The 26634-nt window shown below is 55.5% G+C and carries 22 protein-coding genes, 1 pseudogene and 1 other annotated feature; of the genes and pseudogenes, 19 read left to right on the forward strand and 4 right to left on the reverse strand.

The annotated features are described in order from the left end of the window. The first annotated feature begins 159 nt into the window (after positions 1 to 159). Both NI21_RS16380 and NI21_RS0108510 read left to right on the forward strand, forming a co-directional pair. On the forward strand, positions 160 to 1359 hold the full coding sequence (locus NI21_RS16380) for a PEP/pyruvate-binding domain-containing protein (protein WP_242842831.1): 1200 nt from the start codon (positions 160 to 162) through the stop codon (positions 1357 to 1359). Beyond that, on the forward strand, positions 1247 to 1519 hold the full coding sequence (locus tag NI21_RS0108510) for a hypothetical protein (RefSeq protein WP_243127193.1): 273 nt from the start codon (positions 1247 to 1249) through the stop codon (positions 1517 to 1519). Before NI21_RS16380 ends, NI21_RS0108510 begins: the two co-directional genes overlap by 113 nt. A 6-nt stretch (positions 1520 to 1525) precedes the next feature. On the opposite strand, the gene NI21_RS0108515 is transcribed toward NI21_RS0108510, so the two are convergent. Further along, positions 1526 to 2242, reverse strand: a complete 717-nt coding sequence (locus NI21_RS0108515; protein ID WP_052084019.1) for an RluA family pseudouridine synthase — start codon at positions 2240 to 2242, stop codon at positions 1526 to 1528. A gap of 191 nt (positions 2243 to 2433) precedes the next feature. Beyond that, positions 2434 to 2647: a binding site (T-box leader), on the forward strand. Positions 2648 to 2734: 87 nt separating this feature from the next. Between NI21_RS0108515 and proS the strand changes: the two genes are divergently transcribed. From proS to NI21_RS0108595, 15 genes and pseudogenes are all read left to right on the forward strand, one after another. Then, positions 2735 to 4177, forward strand: a complete 1443-nt coding sequence (gene proS / locus NI21_RS0108520; protein ID WP_033125806.1) for a proline--tRNA ligase — start codon at positions 2735 to 2737, stop codon at positions 4175 to 4177. A gap of 170 nt (positions 4178 to 4347) precedes the next feature. Beyond that, positions 4348 to 5697: a CCA tRNA nucleotidyltransferase gene (locus tag NI21_RS0108525; protein ID WP_138303380.1), complete on the forward strand. Its 1350-nt coding sequence runs from the start codon at positions 4348 to 4350 to the stop codon at positions 5695 to 5697. Positions 5698 to 5777: 80 nt separating this feature from the next. Beyond that, positions 5778 to 6785: a MarR family transcriptional regulator gene (locus NI21_RS0108530; RefSeq protein WP_033125807.1), complete on the forward strand. Its 1008-nt coding sequence runs from the start codon at positions 5778 to 5780 to the stop codon at positions 6783 to 6785. Positions 6786 to 6951: 166 nt separating this feature from the next. Then, a pseudogene (locus NI21_RS0108535) lies at positions 6952 to 7242 on the forward strand (HU family DNA-binding protein); the annotation flags it as partial. Positions 7243 to 7415: 173 nt separating this feature from the next. Beyond that, a complete protein-coding gene (locus tag NI21_RS0108540) occupies positions 7416 to 7655 on the forward strand; it encodes an RNA-binding S4 domain-containing protein (protein ID WP_033125809.1) in 240 nt (79 codons plus the stop codon). Positions 7656 to 7704: 49 nt separating this feature from the next. Next, a complete protein-coding gene (gene yabP / locus NI21_RS0108545; protein ID WP_033125838.1) occupies positions 7705 to 7989 on the forward strand; it encodes a sporulation protein YabP in 285 nt (94 codons plus the stop codon). 3 nt (positions 7990 to 7992) lie between these two features. Further along, the gene (gene yabQ, locus NI21_RS0108550; RefSeq protein ID WP_033125810.1) at positions 7993 to 8325 is read left to right on the forward strand and encodes a spore cortex biosynthesis protein YabQ; all 333 of its coding nucleotides are present in this window, start codon (positions 7993 to 7995) and stop codon (positions 8323 to 8325) included. A gap of 74 nt (positions 8326 to 8399) precedes the next feature. After that, positions 8400 to 8723, forward strand: a complete 324-nt coding sequence (locus NI21_RS0108555) for a septum formation initiator family protein (RefSeq protein WP_033125811.1) — start codon at positions 8400 to 8402, stop codon at positions 8721 to 8723. A gap of 106 nt (positions 8724 to 8829) precedes the next feature. Further along, a complete protein-coding gene (locus NI21_RS0108560; protein ID WP_033125812.1) occupies positions 8830 to 10233 on the forward strand; it encodes a SpoIIE family protein phosphatase in 1404 nt (467 codons plus the stop codon). Between the two features lie 353 nt (positions 10234 to 10586). After that, positions 10587 to 12035 (forward strand): tRNA lysidine(34) synthetase TilS, encoded by a 1449-nt coding sequence (gene tilS / locus NI21_RS0108565; protein ID WP_081958023.1) that lies wholly within the window; start codon positions 10587 to 10589, stop codon positions 12033 to 12035. Then, complete coding sequence (gene hpt, locus NI21_RS0108570; RefSeq protein WP_033125814.1) at positions 11992 to 12519, forward strand: hypoxanthine phosphoribosyltransferase; 528 nt, start codon at positions 11992 to 11994, stop codon at positions 12517 to 12519. Before tilS ends, hpt begins: the two co-directional genes overlap by 44 nt. 17 nt (positions 12520 to 12536) lie before the next feature. Next, complete coding sequence (gene ftsH, locus NI21_RS0108575; protein ID WP_033125815.1) at positions 12537 to 14387, forward strand: ATP-dependent zinc metalloprotease FtsH; 1851 nt, start codon at positions 12537 to 12539, stop codon at positions 14385 to 14387. A 17-nt stretch (positions 14388 to 14404) separates the two neighbouring features. After that, complete coding sequence (locus tag NI21_RS0108580) at positions 14405 to 16447, forward strand: glycoside hydrolase family 13 protein (protein ID WP_033125816.1); 2043 nt, start codon at positions 14405 to 14407, stop codon at positions 16445 to 16447. A 358-nt stretch (positions 16448 to 16805) separates the two neighbouring features. Then, positions 16806 to 18968, forward strand: coding sequence for a 1,3-beta-galactosyl-N-acetylhexosamine phosphorylase (gene gnpA, locus NI21_RS0108590; protein ID WP_033125818.1), 2163 nt, complete (start codon positions 16806 to 16808; stop codon positions 18966 to 18968). Positions 18969 to 19006: 38 nt separating this feature from the next. After that, the gene (locus NI21_RS0108595) at positions 19007 to 20134 is read left to right on the forward strand and encodes a radical SAM/SPASM domain-containing protein (protein WP_033125819.1); all 1128 of its coding nucleotides are present in this window, start codon (positions 19007 to 19009) and stop codon (positions 20132 to 20134) included. Here the strand turns inward: NI21_RS0108595 and NI21_RS15870 are convergent. Beyond that, the gene (locus tag NI21_RS15870) at positions 20131 to 20967 is read right to left on the reverse strand and encodes an AraC family transcriptional regulator (RefSeq protein ID WP_369792783.1); all 837 of its coding nucleotides are present in this window, start codon (positions 20965 to 20967) and stop codon (positions 20131 to 20133) included. The genes NI21_RS0108595 and NI21_RS15870 overlap by 4 nt on opposite strands. A gap of 37 nt (positions 20968 to 21004) precedes the next feature. Continuing rightward, entirely contained in the window at positions 21005 to 22465 is a 1461-nt protein-coding gene (locus NI21_RS0108605; RefSeq protein ID WP_033125820.1) for an arylsulfatase, read from the reverse strand. Positions 22466 to 22679: 214 nt separating this feature from the next. On the opposite strand from NI21_RS0108605, the gene NI21_RS0108610 reads away from it, so the two are divergent. Next, on the forward strand, positions 22680 to 23480 hold the full coding sequence (locus NI21_RS0108610; RefSeq protein WP_330391207.1) for a sulfite exporter TauE/SafE family protein: 801 nt from the start codon (positions 22680 to 22682) through the stop codon (positions 23478 to 23480). Between the two features lie 27 nt (positions 23481 to 23507). Here NI21_RS0108610 and NI21_RS0108615 read toward each other — a convergent pair whose 3' ends face one another. After that, positions 23508 to 24428, reverse strand: a complete 921-nt coding sequence (locus tag NI21_RS0108615; protein WP_033125821.1) for a glycoside hydrolase family 43 protein — start codon at positions 24426 to 24428, stop codon at positions 23508 to 23510. Positions 24429 to 24565: 137 nt separating this feature from the next. Here NI21_RS0108615 and NI21_RS0108620 point away from each other — a divergent pair, with 137 nt between their 5' ends. Beyond that, the gene (locus tag NI21_RS0108620) at positions 24566 to 26476 is read left to right on the forward strand and encodes a beta-N-acetylhexosaminidase (RefSeq protein ID WP_033125822.1); all 1911 of its coding nucleotides are present in this window, start codon (positions 24566 to 24568) and stop codon (positions 26474 to 26476) included. Positions 26477 to 26634: the final 158 nt, after the last annotated feature.

Raw genomic sequence — 26634 nt, forward strand, 5'->3', positions numbered from 1 at the left:
GTGTGAGTGACCAGCGGACAGCAAAGGCGCTGCGGAAATCCGGAGAGGGATTTCCCGGCGCCTTTTTGGCAGCCCAAGGGAGACACCCCGGCGTAGGCGGCCGGGGCAGCCATAGGGCAGCAGGTGGAATGGCAGATGAAAAGATGGAGATAGCCAGATGTGGGAAGGCAGGGACAGAATATGAGTGCGTTTGACAGGATTTTAAGCGGTTTTCCGGACGTAGACCGGCTTCTGGACAACATTCGGCTTGGGGACAATGTTGTGTGGAGGGTAAAGAGCCTGGACCAGTTCCGGTATTTTGCGGAGCCCTTTGCGGAGCGGGCCATCGCCGACGGCCGGACTACTGTCTATATGAAGTTCGCCGGGCATGAGCCCCTGCTGGCACCCCGGCCGGGACTTAAGATCCGGGAGTTTGACCCGGATAAAGGTTTTGAGGCTTTTACGGTTGACATCTATAACTGTATCACAGAAAATGGAAGGGAGGCTTTCTATGTCTTCGACAGCCTCTCCGCTCTCCAGTCCGTGTGGTATACGGATCTGATGATGGGGAATTTTTTTCGCGTTACCTGTCCTTACCTGTTCCGGCTGGACACAGTGGCCTATTTTCCGCTGCTGCGGGGACGCCATTCCTTTGACGCCGTGGCCAGGATACGGGACACGACGCAGGTTTTCCTGGATGTGTACAGGGGAGATGGCTTCTACTATCTCCATCCCCTGAAGGTGTGGAACCGGTATTCGGCCAAAATGTTCCTCCCTCACGCCTGCGATCCCGGGAAGGGGACTTTGAAGACTGTGGAGGACGGCGTGGCCCTGAGCCGCTACTACCGCATCCTGGAGGAGGAAGAGCTCCAGGAGATGCTGCTGGCCCGAAAGATTGTCCGGAAGGAGCTGCCCGGGTGCGGGGCGTACCTGGAGCCCCATGACTCTTTCTACATTGGGTCGGATGTGTTTTACACCTATATTGTGTCCAACAGCTGCTGGGAGCTGCGGATTGCCCAGAGGACCCAGGAGGGCTATTTCAGCCGGTCGAAGGAGCTCAGAGAGGCCCTGCTGGCAGGCGAATTTCCCCCGAATATCCGGGAGAAGTTCCGCTCCATACTGGAGTATTTCGGGCAGAGCCCTATTATCGTGCGGTCCTCCAGCTTTCTGGAGGACGGATTTGGAGATGCCTGTGCGGATACAGGACTGATGAGGGAGACAGAAAGGAGAGATAGATATGGCAACGACTATGGAAATGCTGGAGGAGCTGCAGCACAGGGCCCATCAGGACCCGGAGCTCAAGGAGGCTCTGCTGGCCACCAGGGAGGAGGACGATCCCCTGGGGGCCTTCTGCCGGAAGTGCCGGGAGCTGGGATATGAGATATACGAGATGGAGCTGGTGAACGCGGGGGAGGAATTCTACGCCGAGATCAAGAGGAGCACCAACGGCGGCGGAGAAAATTCTCCTCTCCTGGATGGGCAGAACGACGCCTACGAGCTCTTTTTCGCGGCCCTGGAGCAGGAGCCCATCGACGGGTAAGGGGGCTTACACGTCCCGCTCCAGGCAGAACTGCATTTTCTTTCCGGTGACCGGGTGGAGAAATTCCAGCCGGAAGGCGCACAGCTTCAGCACCTGCCAGGAGCCCGGGGAGAGGGCTGACGGGTTGTACTTGGTGTCCCCTGCCAAGGGACATCCCAGGTGGGCCAGCTGTACCCGGATCTGATGGTGGCGGCCGGTCAGGAGGTGGATCTCCAGCTCTGTCTGCCCCTCTTTGGCGTCCGGAAAAAAGGAGGACTCCCCTGAGACGGTGCGGTACTCAAGGACTGCCTTTTTTGCGCCGGGGGTGTCCGGAGAGCAGACCCGGGAGGTGTTGGAGCGCCCGTCCTTTACAAGATAGTCCTGGAGCGTGCCGGAGGGGGTGGGCGGACAGCGGTCCACAAGCGCCCGGTAATGCTTCCCGAAGGAACCGCCTGTGAGCTGGGCATTCAGCGAGGAAGCGCTTTTTTTCGTCTTCCCGAAGACAAGAAGGCCGGAGACCGGCTGGTCCAGCCGGTGGATGACAGCCAGGTAGGGCTTCTGTCCCTGGCGGACCAGATGGGTCTTCAGCAGGCTCTCCAGGTCCGGCGAGCCCGCCCGGCGGCTCTGGACGGGCAGGCCGTGGGGCTTGGCGCAGACCAGGATGTCCCCGTCCTCGTAGAGGATACTCCAGGAGCTTTGGGGGCTCTGGCCCGGGTGTGAGTGTATGGTGTGGGTCTGAGACATTTTCAGTCCCTCCTTCCTTTTGTAATAAAACAATTTGGAGTTATTATAGCATTTCGGCCGCAGGGGCTCAAGGCAGATGGGCCGGCGGAAAATTCACCCCTTGACAAATAAAACTGTATTCGCTAAAATTCTGTTTAACTGATATATTCAGACAAAAGCATACCTGCCGGCAGTGATGGCTGCGGAAGGCAGGACTGGCAGTGAAGAGGAATAGTAATGGTAAGACCGGTGCACACAGAGAAGGGATCCTGCGGCTGAGAGTTCCCTGTATACGGGTATCATGAACCTACCTTGGAGCCTCTGTATGAAAATACAGCGTCATGTCAGCGTTAATGACAGCCAGAGAGAACTGCAGAAGGGCTGCAGTTAATTAGGGTGGTACCGCCGAACTTTTCGGTCCCTTTTTCGGGGAGACGAGAGGTCCGGCGATTTTTTATTTCCCAGGATCAGAAGTCCTCCGCAGAAAAATCGAGAAAAAAGGAGAAAAAAGTCATGGCAAATGAAAAGAAACTGGTAAAAAATATCACTTCCCGCGATGAGAACTTTGCGCAGTGGTACACAGATGTGGTTCGGGAGGCTGAGCTGTGCGACTACTCAAGCGTAAAGGGATGTCTGAACTACCTTCCCAACGGCTACGCCATCTGGGAGCTGATCCAGGCGGATCTGGACAGACGTTTCAAGGAGACAGGTGTGGAGAATGTATGCCTGCCCATGCTCATTCCGGAGAGTCTTCTGGAGAAGGAGGCAGATCACATCGAGGGATTTGCGCCTGAGGTAGCCTGGGTGACACACGGAGGCATGGAGAGACTGCAGGAGCGCCTCTGCATCCGTCCTACGTCTGAGACACTGTTCTGCGACCTCTGGGCAAAGACTGTCAAATCCTACAGAGACCTTCCCAAGGTGTGGAACCAGTGGAACTCCGTGCTTCGCTGGGAGAAGACAACAAGGCCCTTCCTTCGCTCAAGAGAGTTCCTGTGGCAGGAGGGACACACGATCCACGCCACATACGAGGAGGCAGAGGCCCGCACCATCCAGATGTTCCACGTATATGAGGACTGCTACAGAGAGACGCTGGCGATCCCCTTCGTGTCCGGAAGAAAGGCAGAGCATGAGAAGTTCGCCGGCGCTCAGGACACCTACACAATCGAGGCTCTGATGCACGACGGAAAGGCGCTCCAGTCAGCCACCAGCCATTTCTTCGGAAGCGGCTTCCCGGACGCCTTCGGCATCAAGTACCTGGATAAGAACAACCAGCTCCAGAGCGTGTACGAGACATCCTGGGGATGGTCCACAAGAAGTATCGGCGCCATCATTATGGTTCACGGCGATGACAGCGGACTGGTTCTGCCGCCTCACGTGGCTCCTGTAGAGTGCCGCATCATCCCCATCGCACAGCACAAGGAGGGAGTGCTGGACCGCGCCTTCTCACTGCTGGATGAGTTGAAGAAAGCCGGATACAGGGTAAAGATCGACGACTCCGACAAGAGCACAGGCTGGAAGTTCTCCGAGCAGGAGATGCTGGGTATCCCCACACGTATCGAGATCGGACCGAAGGATATCGAGAAGAACCAGGTAGTGGTAGTCCGCAGGGATACAAGAGAGAAGATCGTTGTGTCTCTCGACGAGATCGCAGGAAAGCTGCGTGAGATCCTGGAGACCATCCAGCAGGATATGTACAAGAAGGCCGAGAAGTTCCTGAACGACCACATCGACAGAGCCACAACCATGGATGAGATGGTGGAGAAGTTCAAGGCCAACAGAGGCTTTGTAAAGGCCTGCTGGTGCGGAGATCCGGAGTGCGAGGGCGAAGTGAAGTACGCCACAGGCGGCGCTGCCACAAGATGCCTTATCGAGGACGAGGAGTTCATCTCCGACAAGTGTATCTGGTGCGGCAAGCCGGCCAAGCACATGGCATACTGGGGCAAATCCTACTAATCCCCGCCTTTTGCTTTCCCGGGCAGAGCCCGGAAAAAGCGGGAGAAACCATACAGAAAAGACAGGATACAGGGGCGGAAGGACAAAAACTTCCGCCCCTTGTCTTGCGCCTAAAACGGGAAATGGGCTATGATAGAGACATGATAACAGAGGGTAAAGGACTGATAGATATGAATGGCGCCAGAAAGATATACATTTCCATGCCGGACAAGGTAAAAGAGATCATCCGCACGCTGCGGGGCGCGGGCTTTGAGGCCTGGGCCGTGGGCGGATGCGTCCGGGACTCCATCCTGGGGAGGGAGCCCGGGGACTGGGACATCACCACCTCCGCTCTGCCGGAGCAGACAAAGGAGCTGTTTTCCAGAACCTTTGACACCGGGATCCAGCACGGGACCGTGACCGTGCTCCTGGAGGGGGAGGGCTTTGAGGTGACCACCTACCGGATCGACGGAGCCTACGAGGACAGCCGCCATCCCACGGAGGTGACCTTTACGAGAAATCTTCGGGAGGATCTGCTGCGCCGGGACTTCACCATCAACGCCATGGCCTACAGCGACGAGGAGGGGCTGGTGGACATCTTTGGCGGCCTGGAGGATCTGGAGCGGGGCGTGATCCGCTGCGTGGGTAACGCCAGGGAGCGGTTTCAGGAGGACGCCCTGCGGATCCTGCGGGGCGTTCGCTTTGCGGCCCAGCTGGGCTTTGAACTGGAGGAGGAGACACGGGAGGGGATGCGCGCGCTGGCCCCCACGCTGCAGAAGATCAGCGCGGAGCGGATCCAGACGGAGCTTCTGAAGATCCTCCTGTCCGGCAGGCCGGATATGCTTCGAACCGCCTGGGAGCTGGGGATTACCGCCTGGTTCCTGCCGGAGTTCGACAGGATCATGGCCACCACCCAGGAGACGCCTCACCACATGTACACGGTAGGTGAGCACACTCTCCACGCTCTTCTGAACGTGCGGCCGGACAAGGTGCTGCGGCTCACCATGCTGTTTCACGACATGGGGAAGCCGGATCTGAAGACTGTGGATGAGGAGGGGACTGCCCACTTTAAAAAGCACGCCCTGCGCAGCGAGGAGATCACGAGGGAGGTCATGCGCCGTCTGAAGTTTGACAATGAGACGCTGAAAAACGTGGCGACCCTTGTGAAGTACCATGATTACCGGATGCCGGTCCAGGGGAAATACGTGAGGAGGGCTATGAACCGGATCGGCCTGGATCTTTTCCCCCTGTACCTGGAGGTGCGCCGGGCGGACGTGCTGGCCCAGAGCCCGTACCGCCGGGAGGAGAAGCTGGCGGACATAGAGGGGGTGGAGAGACTCTACAGGGAGGCTCTTGAACGCCGCGACTGCGTTACGCTGAAGGATTTGGCGGTCAACGGCAGGGATCTCATAGAGGCCGGCTTCCGGCCGGGAAAGGAGCTGGGGGAGATCCTTCAGGGGCTCCTGGAGGACGTGATCCGGGAGCCGGAGCTCAACGGGAAGGAGAGGCTGCTGGCTCTGGCGAAAGAGAAAAAGAAGTAAAAGAGGAACAGGCATATTACCGTCTCCGCTGTCATACATTAAACAGAACATGATATTGGAAGAGTGCAGGGGACGGTAATATGCAGGATTACGAATTGAGTATATTGGAGCAATATCCAATCAATGTAAAGAGCACCCGCAAAACAAGGGGTGCGTTTTTTTGTGATACAGACCAGGGACTTTTTCTGCTCCGGGAGGCGGGGGTGTCCAGGCGTCATGCCCTCCTGATGCGGCATGTGGGACTCCATCTGTACCGGGAGGGGAGTATGCGGACAGACCTGCCTGTGGCCAACTGCGAGGGCGACCTTCTCTCCACCTCCCCCGAGGGGCGGACCTATATACTGAAGCAGTGGTTCAGAGGGCGGGAGTGCGATATCCGGAAAAGCCGGGAGCTCCTGGAGGGGACTGCTAATCTGGCCCACCTGCACCGGTTTATGCGGCAGGTACCGCCCTGCCCGGAGGCGGAGGAGGACGGCTCTCCCGGGGAGCCGGAGGGGCTGAAAAAGGAGTATGACAGACACAACCGGGAGCTGAAAAAGATCCGCCGCTTTATGAGAGCGCAGTCGCCAAAAGGGGAGTTTGAGCTGGAATTCCTGCGGTGCTTTGAGGGGATGTTCGAGTGGGCCCTGGGGGCCTCGGGGGAGCTGGAGCGCCTGGATTTTGGGAAAATATGGAAGGACTCTGTGCAGAATAATACCATGATCCACGGGGATTATAATTATCACAATATCCTTGTCATGGCGGGCGGATATGCCACCACCAATTTTGACAGGTGCAGGGTGGGCATCCAGATGGAGGATCTCTACTATTTCCTGCGGAAAGCCATGGAGAAGCACGGGTGGAACGTAAAGACGGGAAACCACATGCTGGACGCCTACAGCGCCATACGACCCCTTGCGGAGGCGGAGGTGGAGTACCTGAAGGTGCGCCTCATTTACCCGGAAAAATTCTGGAAGCTGGCGGACTCCTACTACTGTTCCAATAAGGCCTGGATCCCGGCGAAAAATGTGGAGAAGCTGAAGACGGTGGTGGCGCAGACGGAGGAGAAGCGCAGGTTCCTTAAGCAGCTGTTTTCGTTTTCTCTGTAAAAGCCCCGGAAACCTTGAAAATACCGGGTTTTTCGGGGATTTTCCCTTGACAAACAAAGGGAAAACCTGTATAACTTTATTGAAAGACGTCCCGCCGGCCCTGCGGGATACGAGCAGGACGCATAATATGCTGAATAGAATAAGATAAGGGTTCTATCATAAGTCGAAGGAGGAGTTTTCCATGAACAAAACAGAATTAGTAGCAGCTATTGCTGAAAATGCAGAGATATCCAAGAAGGATGCTGAGAAGGCTTTAAAGGCTTTTGTCGATGTGGTGACAGAGGAGTTAAAGAAAGAGGAGAAGGTACAGCTTGTAGGCTTCGGTACATTTGAAGTGAGCAAGAGATCTGCAAGAGAGGGAAGAAATCCTCAGACAGGCCAGACAATGAAGATCGAGGCGTGCAAGGCTCCGAAGTTCAAAGCCGGAAAGGCTTTAAAGGATGCTGTAAACGCATAGGGCTTGTTGCGATTTATGTAGAATATCTGACAGGATGTGCGCAGACTCATTCTGACGGATACTTCGGAATAGAAGACGGCACTGCGGCGGGAGAAGGCTGCAGTGCCGTTTTGCGATAGCGGGGAGCGCGAGGCAGCAGGCCCCCGGAGATCAGGGGGAGAGGGAGGTGAAGTATGAGACTTGACAAATTTCTGAAGGTTTCCAGGCTGATCAAGAGGCGCACTGTGGCCAACGAGGCCTGCGACGCGGGCAGGGTTCTGGTAAACGGGGCCACGGCCAAGGCGTCCACGAAGGTAAAGCCGGGAGATGTCATCGAGATTCAGTTCGGCACAAAGGCCGTAAAAGTGGAGGTTCTCGACATAAAGGACACGTCCAAAAAGGAGGAGGCCAAGGATCTGTTCAAATATCTGTAATAATCTCAGACAGCCTTTCATATGATTATCAAGAAAGGTTGTGATGGCAATGGAAGAAAAACAGGCGCGGGGAGCGCACAAGCTTGTTGTGAATAACCGGAAGACCAGCCTGGTAACAGGCGTCCTGGACGTCCTTTCCTTTGACTTAAACGAGATCCTCCTGGAGACCGAGCAGGGGATGCTCATGGTCAAGGGCTCTGACCTGCATGTGAACAGGCTGAGCCTGGAGAAGGGGGAGGTGGATCTGTCCGGAACCATAGACAGCGTGGCCTACTCGGAGGTGCACCCGGCAGCCAAGACCGGAGAAAATATACTGAGCAGGCTGTTCAGGTGACGCATGTACGGGATAGAGGTGGAAGGCCTTTCATTCCTGGAGGCAGTGCTGACGGGAATGACCGTGTGCAGCGTCTACACGTGCCTGCGCGCGCTGCGGAGGATCATCCGCCACACCCCGGCGGCCATTGCTGCGGAGGACCTTTTTTTCTGGCTGGGGACGGCGCTCTACATGTTTGTGCAAATTCACCATACCACTAGTGGTAGCATCAGGTGGTATTTTATACTAGGTGTTGTGCTGGGAAGCTTTTTTTTCTCCCGCATGTCGAAAATTCCGGGAAAATTGCGAAAAAAATTGTATGCGAAAAGAATGGGAAAATTCGGTGAAAATGGTTGAATAAACGGGAGAAAAAAGATAAGATTAAAGATAATAACCAGTGACACAGCTGGCAAGATGGGTGAGTAATTAATATGGGAAGTATCAAACAAAAGAACAGGGCAAGACGCCGGAAAAAACAGGTGCATCAGCACAGGAGAAGCATGCTGGGCATCAGCGCGGTGATCCTGCTCCTGGCGGTCATTGTCTCGGTGAGCAGCATTGAGCTGCGGGCCAAGAACAGCGCCTACATAGAGCAGGAGCAGGAGCTGGAGAAGGACATCCAGGCAGAGAAGGACCGCGCGGAGGAGATCGAGAAGCTGGAAGAGTACGTAGGTACAGACGAGTACGTGGAGCAGACAGCGAAGGATAAGCTGGGGCTGGTCCATGAGAACGAGATCATTTTCAAATCAAAATAAGAACAAAAATAAGTATGCAAAAGAAAAGCTTTGGGAAAGAGTCCCAAAGCTTTTTTGTTTCCCGGGAGGCCCTGTCGGGCTCCCTGGGGCGCGGGGGAGTATCGAGATGAGCGAGGTTAAGGAGAGGGAGCTTTTTGTCAATCCCTATGTGATACAGATGGACAAATTTGCCGGGTCCCTGAAGCACCTGTCGGAGACGTTTCTGGGACTGGAAAAGGGACGCCGGACGCTGACGGGCGAGGAGATCGACGAGATGCTTTGCGCTGTCTCGGAGAAGGTCTGCCAGGGCTGCGAGAGGAAGAGTATTTGCCTGGGAGAGGGCAGGGAGAGGACAAGGCAGATGGTCTACGAGATCATGGCCGCCGCCGAGGAGTACGGGGCGGAGCTGAATGTGGAGCTGAAGAGAAAGATCCAGAAACAGTGCGTGAAGGCGCCCCGTTTCCTGCGGGAGACCCTGGAGGTATTTCAGGCGGAGAAGCAGAAAATGGTGTGGAACCGGAAGCTGGTGCTGAACCGGGAGGGATGCGCCGCGTCCATGAACGCCTTCGCGGATCTTGTACAGCACGCGGCCCGGGAGCTGGACGCGGGGATCTGCGTGGATGATCATCTGCAGAGAAAGGTGAAGGCCCAGCTGAAGAAGAGAGGGCTGAAGCTTCTGTCCAGCGTGTTTTTCGTGACAAAGCAGGGCAGGTACGAGGTTCATCTCACGGTTCGGGCGCCCAAGGGACAGTGTGTGGCCTCCAGGGAGGCGGCGGAGGCGCTGTCCCATAGCCTGGGGCGGCAGATGCTGCTGGTGAAGGGGGAGTGCCCGGTGGTCACGGAGAACTATGGCACCCTCGTGTTTATGGAGGGGCCTGCCTTTCAGACGATCCAGGGGGTGGCCAAGATCGGGAAGGGCTGTCAGAAGATCTCCGGGGACACCTTTGCCATGACCCAGCTGCCCGGCGGGAAAGAGGGGGTGGTCCTCTCCGACGGCATGGGCTCCGGGGAGCACGCCTTCCAGGAGAGCGCCATGGTGGTGGAAATGCTGGAGGAGCTGCTGGAGGCAGGGTTTCCGCCCCAGACCGCCGTCCAGATGATGAACACAGCCCTGGTGGCAGGCAGAGAGGAGCTGTGCTTTTCCACGGTGGACATGTGCGTCTTCGACCTGTATCAGGGAACCTGTGAGCTCATGAAGGCGGGGGCATCCACCACCTTTATACGGACCGGAGGCGGGGTGGAGAAGATCAGCTCCACGACCCTCCCCATAGGAGTCCTCCAGGAGCTGGAGATCCAGAGAACCTGCCGGCAGCTTGCGGACGGGGATTTTGTCATCATGGTGACGGACGGGGTGCTGGACGCTCTGCCGGTGGGGAACCAGGAGGCTATGCTGTCGGCCCTCATCGGGGGCACCAGCATCAGCAATCCCGGAGAGCTGGCCCACTATCTGCTGGAGCAGGTGCTGGAGATGTCCGGGGAGGTGCCGGCGGATGATATGACCATTCTGGCAGTGGGGCTGTGGAAGGTATGAGGCGGCAGGAAAGCATAGAAAGGCAGGAAAGCGCGGAAAGGCTGGAAAGTGCGGGAGAGCTTGCATTTTTTCTCCGGATTATTTATAGTATTATATATTTGATGCCAGGGTCAAAAGTCAAAAGGTCTAAGCCCACATGAGCTTGCTCATAAGTGGGTGAAAGACCTTGGGACCCGCCCCGATATGAGCATAAAAGTGGGATGTATATCCCACGATATGCGAATATTGGGTGGGATTGTGAGAGTGCGCAGCACGGAACAATCTGTAGGCATCGTAGTTGGGGGCTTTTGACCCCAACATCATATATTTGATAGACGGCGAAGAGGCCTGCCCTGGGGCAGAGGGAAAAGGACATGTATGAAAAGATAAGGGACTATGCGCGGGCGCATGGGATGCTGGATAAAGGAGATGTGGTCATAGCAGGCATATCGGGAGGAGCGGACTCCGTATGCCTGCTTTGTGTGCTTCTGGAGCTGAAAAAGGAGTATGACCTGGAGATACGGGCCGTCCACGTGAACCACGGCATCCGGGGGGAGGCCGCCGCGGCGGACGAGGCCTACGTAGAGGAGCTGTGCCAAAGCTGGGAGGTCCCCCTGGAGACCGTGCACGTGGATGTGTGCCGGATGGCCCGGGAGGAAGGGATGACCCAGGAGGAGGCGGGGCGCGCTGCCCGCCGCCGGGCCTTTGAGGAGGCTGCGGGGAGGTGGCGCGCCGACAGAATCGCCCTGGCGCACCACAAAAACGACAATGCCGAGACTGTGCTCCTCAATCTGGCCCGGGGCACCGGCCTGCGAGGGATGGGGGGGATCCGACCCTGTTCCGGGAAATACATCCGTCCCCTCCTGGAGGTGTCCAGGGAGGAGATCGAGGAGTTCCTGGCTGAAAAAAATATTTCTTATTGTATGGATGCCACAAATTATGAGGATACTTATACACGGAACCGTATCCGCAATCATATAATTCCATATATGGAGGAGCAGGTCAATCCCAGGTTCGTGGATCACGTGTGCGGGACTGCGGAGCAGATGGCGCAGCTCTGGGAGTACGTGGAGAGGCAGACCGGTGAGGCGGCTGCCCGCCTGACCACCCTTCGGACAGGAGCGGATGGCCGGGGGAGAGAAGTGGTCATAGACGGCCCGGGATTTGCCGGGACAGACAGGGCGCTGCGGCCCTACCTTTTAAAGCGGGTGCTGGGGCAGGTCAGCGGCAGGGAAAAGGATCTGGAGACCGTCCACTTCAAGGATCTGGAGGAACTATTTGACAGGCAGGTGGGCAGAAGGCTCAGCCTCCCCTATGGGATGAAGGCGTTTCGGTGCTACGAGGGGGTGCGGGTGGTCAGTGCGGACTGGCAGGCCCCTGGGGAGGACAAAAGAGAAGGGGTGAGCGGGAAGATAAAGATGCGCATCCTGGACCCGGCGGACATAGAAGGCCCGATAGAGGAGGCAATTCCCAAAACACCCTACACGAAATGGTTTGATTATGATATAATAAAAAATAGTGTTATTATCAGGACCCGCCGCCCCGGCGACTATCTTGTGATAGACAGGGATGGGGCCAGGCAGAAGCTCAACCGGTATTTTATCAATGAGAAGATCCCGTCACAGGAGAGGGACAGCATCCTTCTGGCGGCGGACGGCAGCCGCATCCTGTGGGTGATCGGATATCGGGGAGGGCTGGGGTACGAGGTGACCGGACAGACGAGGAAGATACTTGAAATAAGGATAGATGAAGTCACGACAGACAAGGGAGGAAAATACGATGGCAGAGACAATCAGAGAGCTTGTGTCAGAAGAAGAAGTTGAGAAGAGAGTGTGTGAGCTGGGAAAACAGATCAGCGAGGACTATGCGGGAAAGCATGTGCATTTGATCTGCGTCCTCAAGGGCGGCGTGTTTTTTATGTGTGAGCTGGCCAAGAGGATCACAGTCCCGGTTTCCATGGATTTCATGAGTGTCAGCAGCTATGGCGATGGAACGGCGTCCAGCGGCGTGGTGAAGATTGCCAAGGATCTGGATGAGCCGCTGGAGGGCAAGGATGTGCTCATTGTGGAGGATATCATTGACTCCGGGCGGACGCTGTCCTACCTGATCCAGATTCTGGAGAAGAGAGGGCCCAGGAGCATGAAACTCTGCACGCTTCTTGACAAGCCGGAGCGGAGAGTGAAGCCGGTGACAGTGGACTATGTGGGCTTTAACATCCCGGATGAATTTGTCGTGGGATACGGCCTTGACTATGCACAGAAATACAGAAACCTTCCCTACATCGGAGTTGTGGAAGGTGTGGAGTAGAAAGGAGCAGCAGAGATTTGAACGATAAAAGAGGCAGGGGCCTGAGCGGCGCCACACTGCTTGTGTGCGTGATATTGCTGTTTGCAGCGCTCTGGTTCACCAATCAGATCGATCAGCGGGATAAGCAGATCACATACCAGGATTTTGAGAGCCTGGTGGAAAATGAAGAGATTTCAGAGGTGACCATCATCCAGAACCGGAATGTGCCGACAGGACGGCTGGAGGTGACGGTAAATGACGCCCAGGAGGGGGACGAGGCGAAGCTGGTCTACGTCTCTGACGTCAACAAGGCACAGGATTATCTGGCTGAGCACGGCGTGGACTACACGCTCAGAGATGTGCCCCAGGAAAACTGGTTTATGACAAACATCTTCCCGGTGCTCCTCATACTGGCGGCATTTTTCCTGTTCTTCTTCATGATGAACAGACAGAACGGCGGGGCTAACGCGAAGGCTATGAGCTTTGGCAAGAGCCGGGCCAGGATGAGTACGGAGCAGGATAAGAAGATCACTTTCGCCCAGGTGGCAGGCCTGCAGGAGGAGAAGGAGGAGTTGGAGGAGATCGTGGATTTCCTGAAGGCGCCGAAGAAATATATCCAGGTGGGAGCCAGAATTCCCAAGGGCGTGCTCCTGGTGGGCCCTCCGGGGACAGGAAAGACTCTGCTGGCAAAGGCCGTGGCGGGGGAGGCGGGGGTTCCCTTCTTCAGTATTTCCGGCTCCGACTTTGTGGAAATGTTCGTGGGCGTGGGAGCGTCCCGTGTCCGCGACCTGTTTGAGGACGCCAAGAAAAATGCGCCCTGCATCATTTTCATTGATGAGATCGATGCGGTTGCCCGCAGAAGGGGAACCGGCATGGGCGGCGGCCACGATGAGAGAGAGCAGACGCTGAACCAGCTCCTTGTGGAGATGGACGGCTTTGGCGTCAACGAAGGCATCATCGTCATGGCTGCAACCAACCGTGTAGATATCCTGGATCCGGCTATCCTGAGGCCAGGCCGCTTTGACAGGAAGGTGGTCGTGGGGCGGCCGGACGTGCAGGGAAGGGAGGAGATCCTGAAGGTGCACGCCAAGGGCAAGCCCCTGGGAGACGATGTGGACCTGAAGCAGATCGCCCAGACCACAGCCGGATTTACAGGTGCGGACCTGGAAAACCTGCTCAACGAGGCGGCTATCCTGGCGGCCAAGGAGAACAGAGTCTACCTGCAGCAGTCAGATATCAGGAAGGCCTTTGTGAAGGTGGGCATCGGAGCGGAGAAGAAGAGCCGCGTCATCTCAGACAAGGAGAAGAAGATCACAGCCTACCACGAGGCGGGCCACGCCATCCTCTTCCACGTCCTGCCGGATGTGGGGCCTGTGTACAGTGTGTCCATCATCCCCACAGGGACGGGGGCAGCCGGCTACACCATGCCTTTGCCAGAGAAGGATGAGATGTTCAACACAAAGGGCAAGATGCTCCAGGATATCACAGTGGCTCTGGGAGGCCGGGTGGCAGAGGAGGAGATCTTCGACGACATCACCACCGGAGCGTCCCAGGATATCAAGCAGGCAACCAGCCTTGCCAAATCCATGGTCACAAAGTTCGGTATGTCCGAGAAGCTGGGACTTGTCAACTACGACAACGACAGCGACGAGGTGTTTATCGGCCGGGATCTGGCCCACACCTCCAGAGGCTACGGCGAGCAGGTGGCGAGCACCATAGACCAGGAGGTCAAGGACATCATCGACGCGTGCTACCGGCGCGCGAAATATATCATCCGGAAGTACCAGGGCGTGCTGGAGAAATGCGCGCAGCTTCTGCTTGAGAAGGAAAAGATAACGAGAGAGGAATTCGAGTCCTTATTTGACGGGATTGAAGTTTCAGAAATATAAAGTCAGGCGGCGATAGAATGAACATACATGCATTATTTTGCGACGGAACAGGAAATTACGTTTTCCCGCCGGAACCACTGCCAGGACAGCAGGTCACACTGCAGTTCCGCACCGGAGCAGGCGATGCGGACAGTGTCTGCCTGCTGACGGGCGGCAGAGAGTACGAGATGGAGAAGCGGAGCACATCCGGGGTGTTTGACTACTATGCAGTGTCCCTGGAGTTGGGTGAGGAGAATCTGTACTACAGCTTCAGGGTGCGCGCCGGGGAGGAAGTCTGGTATTATAACCAGTTTGGCGCCACCAGGGAGAAGATCGAGGAGTATGAGTTCCAGATCGCTCCTGGATTTAGTACTCCCGACTGGGCCAAGGGCGCGGTCATGTACCAGATCTTTGTGGACCGTTTCTGCAATGGAGATCCATCCAACGATGTGGAAGACGGAGAGTACATCTATATCGGAGAACCTGTGGAACATGTGAAGGACTGGAATGAATACCCGGCGGCCATGGACGTGCGGCGCTTCTACGGAGGTGACCTGAAGGGCGTCATGGAGAAGCTGGACTATCTCCAGGATCTGGGAGTGGAGGTCATTTACTTCAATCCCCTGTTTGTCTCGCCCTCCAACCACAAATATGACATTCAGGACTACGACTATATCGATCCCCATTTTGGCGTCATCGAGGAGGACGGCGGCGAGCCTCTCCCGGAGGGCGTGAAGGAAAATGTATATGCGACGAAATATCAGAAGAGGGTGACGGACAGGAAGAACCTGGAAGCCAGCAACCGGCTTTTTATCGAGCTTGTAGAGGAGCTTCACAGGAGAGGAATGAAAGTCATCCTCGACGGCGTTTTCAACCATTGCGGATCTTTTAACAAATGGATGGACCGGGAGCGGATCTACGAGAACCAGGAGGGCTACGAGAAGGGAGCCTACGTCTCCGCGGACAGCCCCTACCGGGATTTCTTTGAATTTTTCCAGAACGGCGATGAGAACTGGCCCTACAATGGAAGCTACGACGGCTGGTGGGGGCACGACACCCTGCCCAAGCTGAACTACGAGGGCTCGAAGGAGCTGGAGGACTATATACTGGAGATCGGACGCAAATGGGTGTCTCCCCCCTACAATGTGGACGGCTGGAGACTGGACGTGGCGGCGGATCTGGGGCACAGCATAGAGTACAATCACGAGTTCTGGAAGAAATTCCGGCGTGAGGTCAAGAAGGCCAAACCGGATGCGCTGATCCTGGCGGAACACTATGGGGACCCGAAAGAGTGGATTGCGGGGGATGAGTGGGACTCTGTTATGAACTATGACGCCTTCATGGAGCCTGTTACCTGGTTCCTGACCGGGATGGAGAAGCACAGCGATGAGGACAGGGAGGAGCTCCACGGTAACGCGGACAGCTTTGTGCGCTCTATTTTTCACCATATGTCCCACATGCTCACTCCCTCTCAGCAGGTGGCCATGAATGAGCTGTCCAACCACGACCACTCCCGGTTCCTGACAAGAACCAATCATATGGTGGGAAGAATCGGCAGCCTGGGGCCGGAGAAGGCGGAGGAGTATGTGAGCCTGCCTGTGATGCGGGAGGCGGTGGCCATCCAGATGACCTGGGTGGGAGCGCCCACCATCTACTATGGCGACGAGGCGGGGCTGTGTGGGTTTACAGATCCGGACAGCAGAAGGACCTACCCCTGGGGAAAGGAAGATCAGGAACTCATTGACTACCACAGGGAGCTGATCCGCATACACAAGAATTACGAGGTGTTCCGCACAGGTTCCCTCCAGTGGCTGGTGAAGCAGGACAATGTCCTGGCCTACGGGAGGTTTAACGACACGGATCAGTTTGTCGTTGTTATCAACCACAGCAGTGAGCTGCGGGAAGTGCGGGTGCCGGTGTGGGTGATCGGCGTGCCCATGAAGAGCAGCATGAGGAGGGTGATTTACTCCTATGAGGAGGGGTACACCATGGAGTTCGACGAGATTCACGTGATCGATGGAGAGATCGTGGTGAACATGGGAAGCCAGTCTGTGCTGATTGCGAAGAATAAGGAATTTTGATAGAAGAGAAGGCCGGTAAGGCCGAAAAGAAAGCCGGATGTTCCGTTTGGGTCTTGTGGAGCATCCGGCTTTTGGTATATGCCTTCGGATATTTGTTTTTAGGTGATTGCATTTGCCATCTACTGCGGGACCATCTGGATATTCAGGTCCGCGTTTCCTGTGATGCCCCTGCTGATCGCGATTTTAGTAACAATGGTCTCTGGTTTTCAAATCAAAGCAAGAATCATAAAAATGTAAGCAACATGCAAATTGACGGATATCCTCTTTTCGCCTATGCTTGTTTTAAGTAAAATGTACAAACTATGTGCAGGGAAAAGAAACTTAAAAACAGCATTATGCAAAAAGAAAGGAGAAAAAAGTGAAGGAGCAGACAAAAGGAAGAGTTACCATACCTACAGACGTTGACGTTGTGCCGGAGACACTGGAGCTGGTAGAGCGCTGGGGAGCCGATGCTATCCGTGACTGTGACGGGACGGATTATCCGGAAGAGCTGAAGAACGTGGACGCGAAGGTTTACTCCACATATTACACAACAAGAAAGGACAATGCGTGGGCCAAGGCCAATCCGGATGAGATCCAGCAGATGTATATCATGACACCGTTCTACACAGCGGTGGAGAGCGAGCTTTCCATCCACCTGATGAACCATCTCTACCCGGATATGCTGAAAGTGAACGACCATGATGATATCACCAGATGGTGGGAAGTCATCGACCGCACCACAGGGGAAGTCGTGCCGGTGGAAAAATGGAGCTATGACGGGGAGACCGGGGATGTGACCATCCATGACGCAGCGGCCTTCCACGACTACACAGTCAGCTTCCTTGCCTACATTATGTGGGATCCGGTCCATATGTACAATGCAGTGACAAACGGCTGGACCAATTTTGAGAAGCAGATCACTTTTGACGTGCGCCAGCCAAAGACAAAGGCTTACTCCATGGAGCGTCTGCTCAGGTTCATCGCGGAGAACCCTCACGTGGATGTGATCCGCTACACCACTTTCTTCCACCAGTTCACATTGATCTTTGATGAGCTGGCCAGGGAGAAATATGTAGACTGGTACGGATATTCCGCATCTGTGAGCCCCTACATCCTGGAGCAGTTTGAGAAGGAAGTGGGCTACAAGTTCCGTCCCGAGTACATCATCGACCAGGGCTACATGAACAACACCTACCGCATCCCCTCCAGGGAATTCCGGGATTTCCAGGATTTCCAGAGAAGAGAAGTGACAAAGCTGGCAAAAGAGATGGTGGACATCACCCACGAGTGCGGCAAGGAAGCCATGATGTTCCTGGGTGACCACTGGATCGGCATGGAGCCTTTCATGGACGAGTTCAAGAATGTTGGGATTGACGCAGTTGTAGGAAGCGTTGGAAACGGATCTACCCTGCGCCTGATCAGCGACATCAAGGGCGTGAAGTACACAGAGGGACGTCTTCTTCCCTACTTCTTCCCGGATACATTCCACGAGGGAGGAGACCCGGTGAAGGAGGCGAAGATCAACTGGGTGACAGCAAGGCGTGCCATCCTGAGAAGCCCTATCGACCGGATCGGCTACGGCGGATACCTGAAGCTGGCTATGCAGTTCCCGGATTTTATCGACTATGTGGAGAGCGTGTGCCAGGAGTTCCGCACACTGTACGACAACATTAAGGGAACCACTCCCTACTGCGTGAAGAAAGTGGCGGTCCTGAACTGCTGGGGTAAAATGAGAGCATGGGGCAACCACATGGTGCACCACGCCATCTACTATAAGCAGAACTACTCCTACGCAGGCATCATCGAGGCCCTCAGCGGAGCACCGTTCGATGTGAAGTGGATCAGCTTTGACGATATCCGCAGCAACCCGGAGATACTGGATGACATTGACGTGATCCTGAACGTGGGCGATGCAGATACAGCCTACACCGGAGGAGAGAACTGGACAGACGAGAAGGTCATCACTGCTGTAAAGAAATTTATTTACAACGGCGGCGGTTTCATCGGTGTCGGCGAGCCGGCAGCGCACCAGCATGAAGGACATTTCTTCCAGCTGGCCACAGTCATGGGCGTGGAGGAAGAGAACGGCTTTACTCTGAATGTGGACAAATATAACTGGGATGAGCACGAGCATTTCATCACAGAGGACTGCAAAGGCGACATCGATTTCGGTGAAGGAAAGAAAAATATTTACGCTTACGAGGGAACTACGATCCTGAAGCAGAATGACAAAGAAGTACAGCTGGCTGTCAATGACTTTGGCAAGGGACGCAGCGTCTACATCAGCGGACTTCCCTACAGCTTTGAGAACAGCCGTCTCCTGTACCGCTCCATCCTGTGGGCTTCCCACGATGAGGGCGAGCTGCACAAATGGTTCAGCACCAACTACAATGTGGAGGTGCATGCCTATGTGAAGAACGGCAAGTACTGCGTTGTAAACAATACCTACGAGCCCCAGAGCACGACTGTGTACAAGGGAGACGGCACAAGCTTTGACCTTGACCTGGAGGCAAACGGTATCTACTGGTACGAGATTTAAAAAGAAAAAGATGAAAAAGATATAAAGGAGAAACAAAGATGAGAGAGCTTCAGCTTCTCATCAAGCCAGTCTCCTCTGCCTGTGACCTGGACTGCACCTACTGCTTTTACAAGGATGAGGCAGCAAACCGCGCTGTGGGCGATCATGGGAAAATGAGCCGGGAGACCATGCGCGCGGTTGTGGACAAGGCACTGGCGGCATCGCAGACCTGCGTGTTCGGCTTTCAGGGGGGAGAGCCGACACTCGCAGGTCTGTCCTTTTTTGAAGACTTTACAGCATATGTAGAGGAGAGAAAAAGGCCGGATCAGGAGGCGGTGTACACCATACAGACAAACGGGAACAGGCTGGATGAGAGATGGTTTGAGTTTTTGAAAGAAAAAAATTTCCTTGTGGGACTTTCCCTGGACGGTGTCCGGAAGACCCATGACGAGAACAGGAAGGACCGGGCGGGAGAGGGAACCTTTTCCAGGGTTTTTGCCTGCGCGGAGCGTATGCGTGAACTGGGGATCCCCTTCCATGTGCTCTGCGTGCTGAATGCCCAGACAGCCCCCCGGATCGGAGCCATCTACCGGTTTTTCATGCGGAAGGGCTTTGACCATCAGCAGTACATCCCCTGCCTGGATCCCCTGGGCACAGTGCGGGGTGAGGCGTCCTTCTCCCTGACCCCCACAATGTACGGGGAGGCTCTGGGGACCCTCTTTGACCTATGGTGTCAGGACAGGATGGCGGGGCGTCCGGTGTACATCCGGCAGTTTGAAAACTATGTGGCCATGCTCCGGGGCGGACAGCCGGAGGCCTGCAGCATGTACGGCAGATGCAGCATGCAGAACGTGGTGGAGAGCGACGGGACCGTCTATCCCTGTGACTTTTACGCGCTGGACGCGTGGCAGATGGGAAATCTGAAAGATCCGGATACGGACTTTGTGAAACTGCAGAAGATAGCGGCGGAAGAGGCCGGGAGTAAGAGACATCCTTTTTTCAAGGAGGCGGACAGGCGGGACGACAGATGCCGGACCTGCAGATGGTATCCTCTGTGCCGGGGCGGCTGCCGCAGGGACTGCTTCCCGGAAGAGGGCAAGATGAGAAATTATTACTGTGAGACGTACCAGAAGTTCTTTGCGGAATCCATAGGACGGCTGGAGTACATGGCGGGGCATCTTGTTTAGATGCCCCCTCCTGCGTTTGAACGACTGCCGTCGGCGTGCTGCTGCCGGTACTTGATGGGCGTCATGCCGTACTTTTTGCGGAAAGCCTGGGTAAAGTAGGACTGAGAAGAAAAGCCCACCGTAGACGATATGGAAGAGATGGAGTGGTCCGTGTCCTTCAGCAGTGTGCAGGCAGCTTCCATCCGCCGCTGGTTCAGGTACTGGATGGGTGACTGGCCGGTGTACTTGGCGAAAGAGTGAGCCATGTAGTACTTGTTCATGTGGGTCAGCTCTGTCAGCGTGTCCAGCGTGATGGGATCTGAGTAGTTGATGTCCAGATACTCTTTGATCCGGGCGCACTCCTTTGTCATGTAGGTGGAGGTGATGGGCACCGGGATCACGTGCTGATAGCGGACGATGCGCAGGATCAGGATCTCCAGCAGATCCTGGCAGATCTTGTCAGAACCGTAGGAGGGATTCCTCACCTCGTAGAGCATCTGCGCAAAGAGGTCTGCGATCAGAGACTTATTGCTGAAATTACAGAAGACCTGTACGCAGGTTTTTTTGTTTGCCGGCTGGAAGGAGATGCCCTCCACTCCGATGACATAGTACTCCAGTGGAGTGCCCTTGATAGACTGTTCCGTGTGTTCCATGTATGGGGGGATGATGACCAGGTCCCCCGTTCGGATATGATACTTTTCGTCGTGGAAGAGGAAGTTCCCCTCCCCGTTTACCACGAAGAAAAGCTCGGTGAAATGATGTGTGTGGAAAACGCTCTGCCAGTCCTTTTCGTCCTTGGACAGAGAAACGGACAGAAGACGGGCATTCAGCTTGTCAATGTTTGTGGGCTTGATAGCGTATTATCTGTGACTCATAGGTCCTCTCCTCTGCTCAGATGTTTCGGGTGTGCTCCATTGTCTCCGGATAGGGCCTGCCGGGAATCAGGACTTTTCCGTCTGTAAATCCTTCAGGCCGGTCTTTCAGGGACTCGATCAGGCAGGACCGGAGAAAGGAAATCCTTTCTTTTGCTGTGCTTTCGTTTATCAGATCCGTCAGTTCATGGGGATCTTCCCTCAGGTTAAAATACTGTTCCCGGCCTGTGGCGGAGTGCCAGATGTACTTGTCAGTCTCCGTGACGATCCAGTGGTTGGAAAAGTCGCCGTAGGAGTGCTCTCCGTGAAGCCATGGCCGTACGGACCCGGAGGGATCGGACAGGAGGGGCAGAAGATCTTTGCCGTCCACGGAGTCCGGGATATCGGCTCCTGCCGCAGAAAGGAGGGTGGGCATCACGTCCCTGAGTTCCACCACGCCGTGGCACACGCTGGAAGGCTTAAGATCCAGATGGACATTTTTGCCGGCCCAGACAAAGAAGGGAACACGGCAGCTTCCCTCGTAGGGGCGGGATTTCCGGAACATGTGGTGGTCGCAGAGCTCTTCCCCGTGGTCTGAGGTGAAGAGGATGATGGTGTCATCATACACTTCCTGCTCCACAAGAGCCATGATGAGCCTGCCGATCTGGTGGTCCAGGTGGGTGATGCAGGCGTAGTAGCCGATCTGTGCCTGGCGGATCAGCTCTTTGTCAGCCGGGCCAGTCTTGGAGTCAAAGATACGCCCTTCCCGGCGGAGATACTCATCGCTCTCCCAGGTGCCCACAAAAGGCGGACGCAGATCCTTGTCCCGGTACAGGTCGAAATAGTACTGGGGGGCATCAAAAGGCGGGTGGGGCCGCAGGTAGGAGGCCATCAGGAAGAAGGGCTGGTCCGGATCTCTCCTGCGGAGAAAATCCAGACACCGGTCTGTCACCCAGTTGGTGGGGTGGTACTTTTCCTCGTGGGTCCAGGGGCGCGCCACCCAGCTGTTGCAGTCAATGCCTGTGTCCGTCACATCGGCATCGGCGCCCAGCTCCTTTTTCAGCCAGTAGAAATAGTCGTCCGCCACAAGCTGTGACTCCCGGTATGGCACGTTTCCGTACCTGGCCGCATGGAGGTAGCCGTCGTGGAGATCGACATTGTTGAAGCCCAGATAGTTGCGCAGGGGATGGACATGCATCTTTCCCACACACTGGGTGTAGTAGCCGGCCTTTGTGAGCTCGCCTGCCAGGGTGTGCTCATACCGCCAGGGGATGCTGTCCTCGTATCCCACACGGCCGTGGTGGCTCTGTTCCATGCCGGTGTGGAGGGCGGCGCGGGCGGCGATGCAGCTTGGGCAGGCGCTGTAGGCCCGGTCAAAGGCAACGCCCCGGGAGGCCAGGGTGTCCAGGTAGGGAGTCTTTACGTCCGGGTGTCCCGCATAGCCCAGAGCATCGCCGCGGAGCTGGTCTGTCATAAGTAAAATAATATTTGGTTGTCTCATAATCTCTCCTTCATCTCGCAAATACAAATCTTATGGGAAATTATATCTACCATAATACATTCCCGGGGGAAAAGCAAGCGGGTGGGGCGAATGCAGGAGAGATTTTCTGTGGCTGAAAAGAGAAAAACAGAGTATAATGTAGGGACAATGTGCGGCGTACGCCGCATTCTGAGGAGATTATCAAAAGACAGAATAGTAGAAGGGAGAAAAGAAAATGGGTATGGTATTTATATTTTTTGCAGTCAGCATCCTGTCCTGCACGGCAGGGTCCATCTGCGGGATCGGAGGGGGCGTTATTATTAAGCCGGTGCTGGATGCCACAGGGATCATGGGGGTGAGCAGCATCAGCTTTCTGTCGGGGTGCACAGTGCTTGCCATGTCCCTTGTGTCTGTCTGGAAAAATCTGCGGGCCGGGACGGCGAAGATGGATGTGGGGATCTCTACGGCCCTGGCTGTGGGAGCGGCGGCCGGCGGTGTGGCCGGGAAGGCTATGTTCCAGAGCCTGAAAAACGCAGTGGGGGATGAAAACCTTGTGGGCATGACCCAGGCGCTGGTCCTCATCGTGATCACGCTGGGCACGCTGGTCTACACGATCTGCAAGGAGAAGATCCGCACAAAACACTGCCGCCAGATCTGGCTCTGTGTGCTGATCGGCCTTGTGCTGGGGATCATGTCCAGCTTCCTGGGGATCGGGGGAGGTCCCATCAATCTGGTGGTGCTCGGGTACTTCTTTTCTATGTCCACCAAGGAGGCGGCTCTTTCTTCCCTCTACATCATCCTGTTCTCACAGATTACCAGCTTTGTGCAGACCTGTGTGACAGGGACGATCCCGGATGTGGAGCTGGTCTACCTGGTCTTCATGATCATAGGAGGCGTCCTGGGAGGAACCATCGGGAGCAGGATCAACAAGAAGATCAGCGAGAAAGGTGTGGACAGGCTCTTTATCTTTCTCATGGCGGTGATCGTTGTAATCAATATCTACAATGCGATAAAATTTGGAGTGGCTGCCTTCTAGGCAGCCACTCCTTTTATAAATTCTGCTCTATTTTTTGGACAGATCTGTGTATTCCTGGAAGGGGATGGTCAGCAGACCGTCCTGGATCTGAATGGGGAGGATACTGTAGCCGGATTCCTTCAGGTTCTCGGGTTTCCAGTGATCCAGCATAAGATAGTGCACACCGTCTTTCTCGAAAATGTAGGTGCTCTGTCCGAAGAAAGTCTGGCGGGCATGCTCGCCCACGCAGGGATTGTCGATCAGTTTCCAGCCGGACAGGACCGTGGGGGATGTGGCGAAGAGGGCGTTGTTTGGATCCCAGCCTGTACAGCCGGAGGTGATCATGTAGTATACGCCGTCTTTCTCAAAAAGGGCCGGAGCCTCCCGCTCCTGCTCGACAAAAGCTTTTCCGTACACGCCGTCCACATCCAGATAGTCCTCTGTGAGCCTGGAGATGCGCAGGGTCTTGTTCCAGTCGGAACTGTGGATCAGGTAGGCCTTCCCGTCCCGGTCGCAGAAGAGAGTCATATCCCGGCAGTCTGAGCGGTTGGGGCGGATCCCGCGGACATAGCGGAAGGGCCCGGTGGGAGTGTCAGAGACGGCGATGCCGGCTCTGGCGTCTGTGTAGTCGGCAGAGTCCAGATGGAACCACATGACAAATTTGCCGGTCTTTTTATTGTACAGAACTTTGGGGCGCTCCCCCACTCTGTCCTTGTAGAGGTCGTGTCCCGGTTCGCCGGAGGCTTCCAGGGCCAGCCCCTCGTATGTCCAGTTCATGCAGTCCGGCGAGGAGTAGCAGGAAATGCCGATAAAATCCACCCGGATATCGCCTGAGGGGGCGATGGATGTGGCGCCGTTCTTGTTTTCGCCGTACCAGTAGTACATCCCTTCGTGCTCCAGGATCATGCCCCCGTGGGCCTGGATCAGTTCTCCGTTTGTGTCGTACCATGTAGAGCCGTTTTTGTTCATTGCAGATCTCCTTTACTTTTTGGTGTTGAATTCGTATATAAACCGTGATAAAACATTAGTCACAGGGCAAGGCCCTTTGCCCCATCATCTTAATATACTTGCACTGCAAAAGCAAGTGAAAAGAAAAGGAGAAGACTATGAGAATTAAGATCAGAGGAACCGAGGACCGCACAGGAGGTCTGCAGATACAGCCGATCCGCGACATACTGGAGGAGAGAGGACACGAGACGGCAAAAGACGGGATGGAGGGGGACCTCTGCATCCATTTTACAAGAGCTGACGAGAAGGGATACAGCGTCGCAAAGTCGGGGAGAGACGTGTACATTTCCTGGCATACGCGCCCCGAGGCTTTCCGGGCGCTGGGAAAGGCCCTGGAACATGCGGGGAAAGAGAAGTGGAGAGATGAGAACAAAGGAACGCAGGGGAACACAGGACTTATGTTTGACTGCTCAAGAAACGGCGTCCTCAAGGTGGAGGCGGTCAAGGAGATGATCCGCCAGGCGGCTCTCATGGGACTGGACTGGCTGCTCCTCTACACGGAGGACACCTACGAGGTGGAGGGGTATCCCTGCTTCGGCGCCCTCAGGGGCAGGTATACGAAGGAGGAGATACGGGAGTGCGATGCCTACGCGGCGCAGTTCGGCATTGAGATGATCCCCTGCATCCAGACACTGGCTCACCTGCGTACAGCCCTGCGTTGGCCGGCCATGGAAAAATACAGGGACGATGCGGACATCCTGCTGGCTGAGGAGGAGAGGACCTACCGGCTGATCGATGCCATGCTGGCCTCTGTCAAGGATATGTACCGATCAAAGAGGATCCACCTGGGCATGGACGAGGCGTTCTACCTGGGCTACGGAAACTACCGGAGGATCCACGGGGAAGTGAAGCAGGGAGAGCTGATCCGCAGGCATCTGGACAGGGTGATGGAGATCTGTGAAAAATACGGCCTGGAGCCCATGATCTGGAGCGATATGTTCTTTGTGACGCCGGGAGGCGGAGACTATTACAATGTGCCCGCAGACTATGAGTGGCCGGACAGCGAGAAGCCGGACCGGAGAGTTACTCTTGTATACTGGGACTATGAGGGACATGATGAGGACAGATACACAAGGATGGCTACGCTCCACAAAAAACTGACAGATCAGGTGTGCTTTGCCGGGGGAGCCTGGATCTGGAACGGGCTTGCGCCCAACTATGCCCAGGCCATGGACGCCACGAAGAAGGCTTTTCTCGGCCTGGAGGACACGGGCGTGACAGACAGCTTCTGCACCCTCTGGCTGGACAACGGGGCTGAGACGCCCATGCGGGCCGGGCTTCCTATGGCAGCTTTCTACAGCAGATGTGCCTACGGCGAGTCCACAGATCCGGAGGAGATGGAAAGCTGGTTTAAGATGCTCTGCGGCGAGTCCTACCAGGATATGCTCCTCTTTGACAGGTTGGACCATATACCGGGAACTGGCGTGTACAATGAGGGATTCGCCAACCCCTCCAAGCAGATCTTCTATCAGGATCCCCTGACCGGCGTCTTCGACGGGCAGTATGCGGGAACGGGGCTGGATGTGTATTACGCGGAGACGGCAAAGCTGTTGAAAAAGGCACAGAAGCGTGCGGGTAAACTGGAAAAGCTGTTCCGCTACTACAGGCTGCTGGCCAGCGTCGACGCCGGGAAGTGTGAGCTGGGTGAGAAGATCCGTGGCGCCTACCTGTCCGGAGACAGGGCTGCTCTGGCCCGGATCGCAGAAAAGGAGATGCCGGATCTCAGGAAGAAGGTGCAGAAAATGCATGCACTGAGAGAGCAGATGTGGCAGGAGGAGTTCAAGCCCAACGGCTATGAGGTGATGGATGTGCGCATGGCCGGCGTGGAGATCAGGCTGAAGTCCGCCCGCAGGCGTATCCTGGATTATCTGGACGGAAAGATCCCATCCCTGCCGGAGCTTGAGGAGGAGAGACTCCCTTATTTCACCAATGAAGAGGGAAAAAATGCGTCCGGAAAGTGCAATTTGTGGGAAAATATCGTAAGTGCGGCGAACATCTGCGGCGTGTAATTGTGTAAAATGTAGTGAATGTTGACGAAAAACATTTATTTTTGTAAATAGAATGCACAAAAAAAGCAAGAACTATAAAAAAAGGAGCAAAAGAAAGATAGAAACGGCTAAAGGGGATAGCTATAATACAGATATAAGCTGACAGACGGCTTAGAGGT

Origin of the sequence: Eubacterium sp. ER2 (assembly GCF_000765215.1) — a bacterium.
Taxonomy (GTDB): Bacteria; Bacillota; Clostridia; order Lachnospirales; family Lachnospiraceae; genus Claveliimonas; species Claveliimonas intestinigallinarum.

Excerpts from the sequence above, each read along its gene's own strand:
- NI21_RS0108515 (WP_052084019.1), bottom strand. The coding sequence starts at position 2,242 with ATGTCTCAGACCCACACCATACACTCACACCCGGGCCAGAGCCCCCAA.
- proS (WP_033125806.1), top strand. The coding sequence starts at position 2,735 with ATGGCAAATGAAAAGAAACTGGTAAAAAATATCACTTCCCGCGATGAG.
- NI21_RS0108525 (WP_138303380.1), top strand. The coding sequence starts at position 4,348 with ATGAATGGCGCCAGAAAGATATACATTTCCATGCCGGACAAGGTAAAA.
- NI21_RS0108530 (WP_033125807.1), top strand. The coding sequence starts at position 5,778 with ATGCAGGATTACGAATTGAGTATATTGGAGCAATATCCAATCAATGTA.
- NI21_RS0108540 (WP_033125809.1), top strand. The coding sequence starts at position 7,416 with ATGAGACTTGACAAATTTCTGAAGGTTTCCAGGCTGATCAAGAGGCGC.
- yabP (WP_033125838.1), top strand. The coding sequence starts at position 7,705 with ATGGAAGAAAAACAGGCGCGGGGAGCGCACAAGCTTGTTGTGAATAAC.
- yabQ (WP_033125810.1), top strand. The coding sequence starts at position 7,993 with ATGTACGGGATAGAGGTGGAAGGCCTTTCATTCCTGGAGGCAGTGCTG.
- NI21_RS0108555 (WP_033125811.1), top strand. The coding sequence starts at position 8,400 with ATGGGAAGTATCAAACAAAAGAACAGGGCAAGACGCCGGAAAAAACAG.
- NI21_RS0108560 (WP_033125812.1), top strand. The coding sequence starts at position 8,830 with ATGAGCGAGGTTAAGGAGAGGGAGCTTTTTGTCAATCCCTATGTGATA.
- tilS (WP_081958023.1), top strand. The coding sequence starts at position 10,587 with ATGTATGAAAAGATAAGGGACTATGCGCGGGCGCATGGGATGCTGGAT.
- hpt (WP_033125814.1), top strand. The coding sequence starts at position 11,992 with ATGGCAGAGACAATCAGAGAGCTTGTGTCAGAAGAAGAAGTTGAGAAG.
- NI21_RS0108580 (WP_033125816.1), top strand. The coding sequence starts at position 14,405 with ATGAACATACATGCATTATTTTGCGACGGAACAGGAAATTACGTTTTC.
- NI21_RS0108595 (WP_033125819.1), top strand. The coding sequence starts at position 19,007 with ATGAGAGAGCTTCAGCTTCTCATCAAGCCAGTCTCCTCTGCCTGTGAC.
- NI21_RS0108605 (WP_033125820.1), bottom strand. The coding sequence starts at position 22,465 with ATGAGACAACCAAATATTATTTTACTTATGACAGACCAGCTCCGCGGC.
- NI21_RS0108610 (WP_330391207.1), top strand. The coding sequence starts at position 22,680 with ATGGGTATGGTATTTATATTTTTTGCAGTCAGCATCCTGTCCTGCACG.
- NI21_RS0108615 (WP_033125821.1), bottom strand. The coding sequence starts at position 24,428 with ATGAACAAAAACGGCTCTACATGGTACGACACAAACGGAGAACTGATC.
- NI21_RS0108620 (WP_033125822.1), top strand. The coding sequence starts at position 24,566 with ATGAGAATTAAGATCAGAGGAACCGAGGACCGCACAGGAGGTCTGCAG.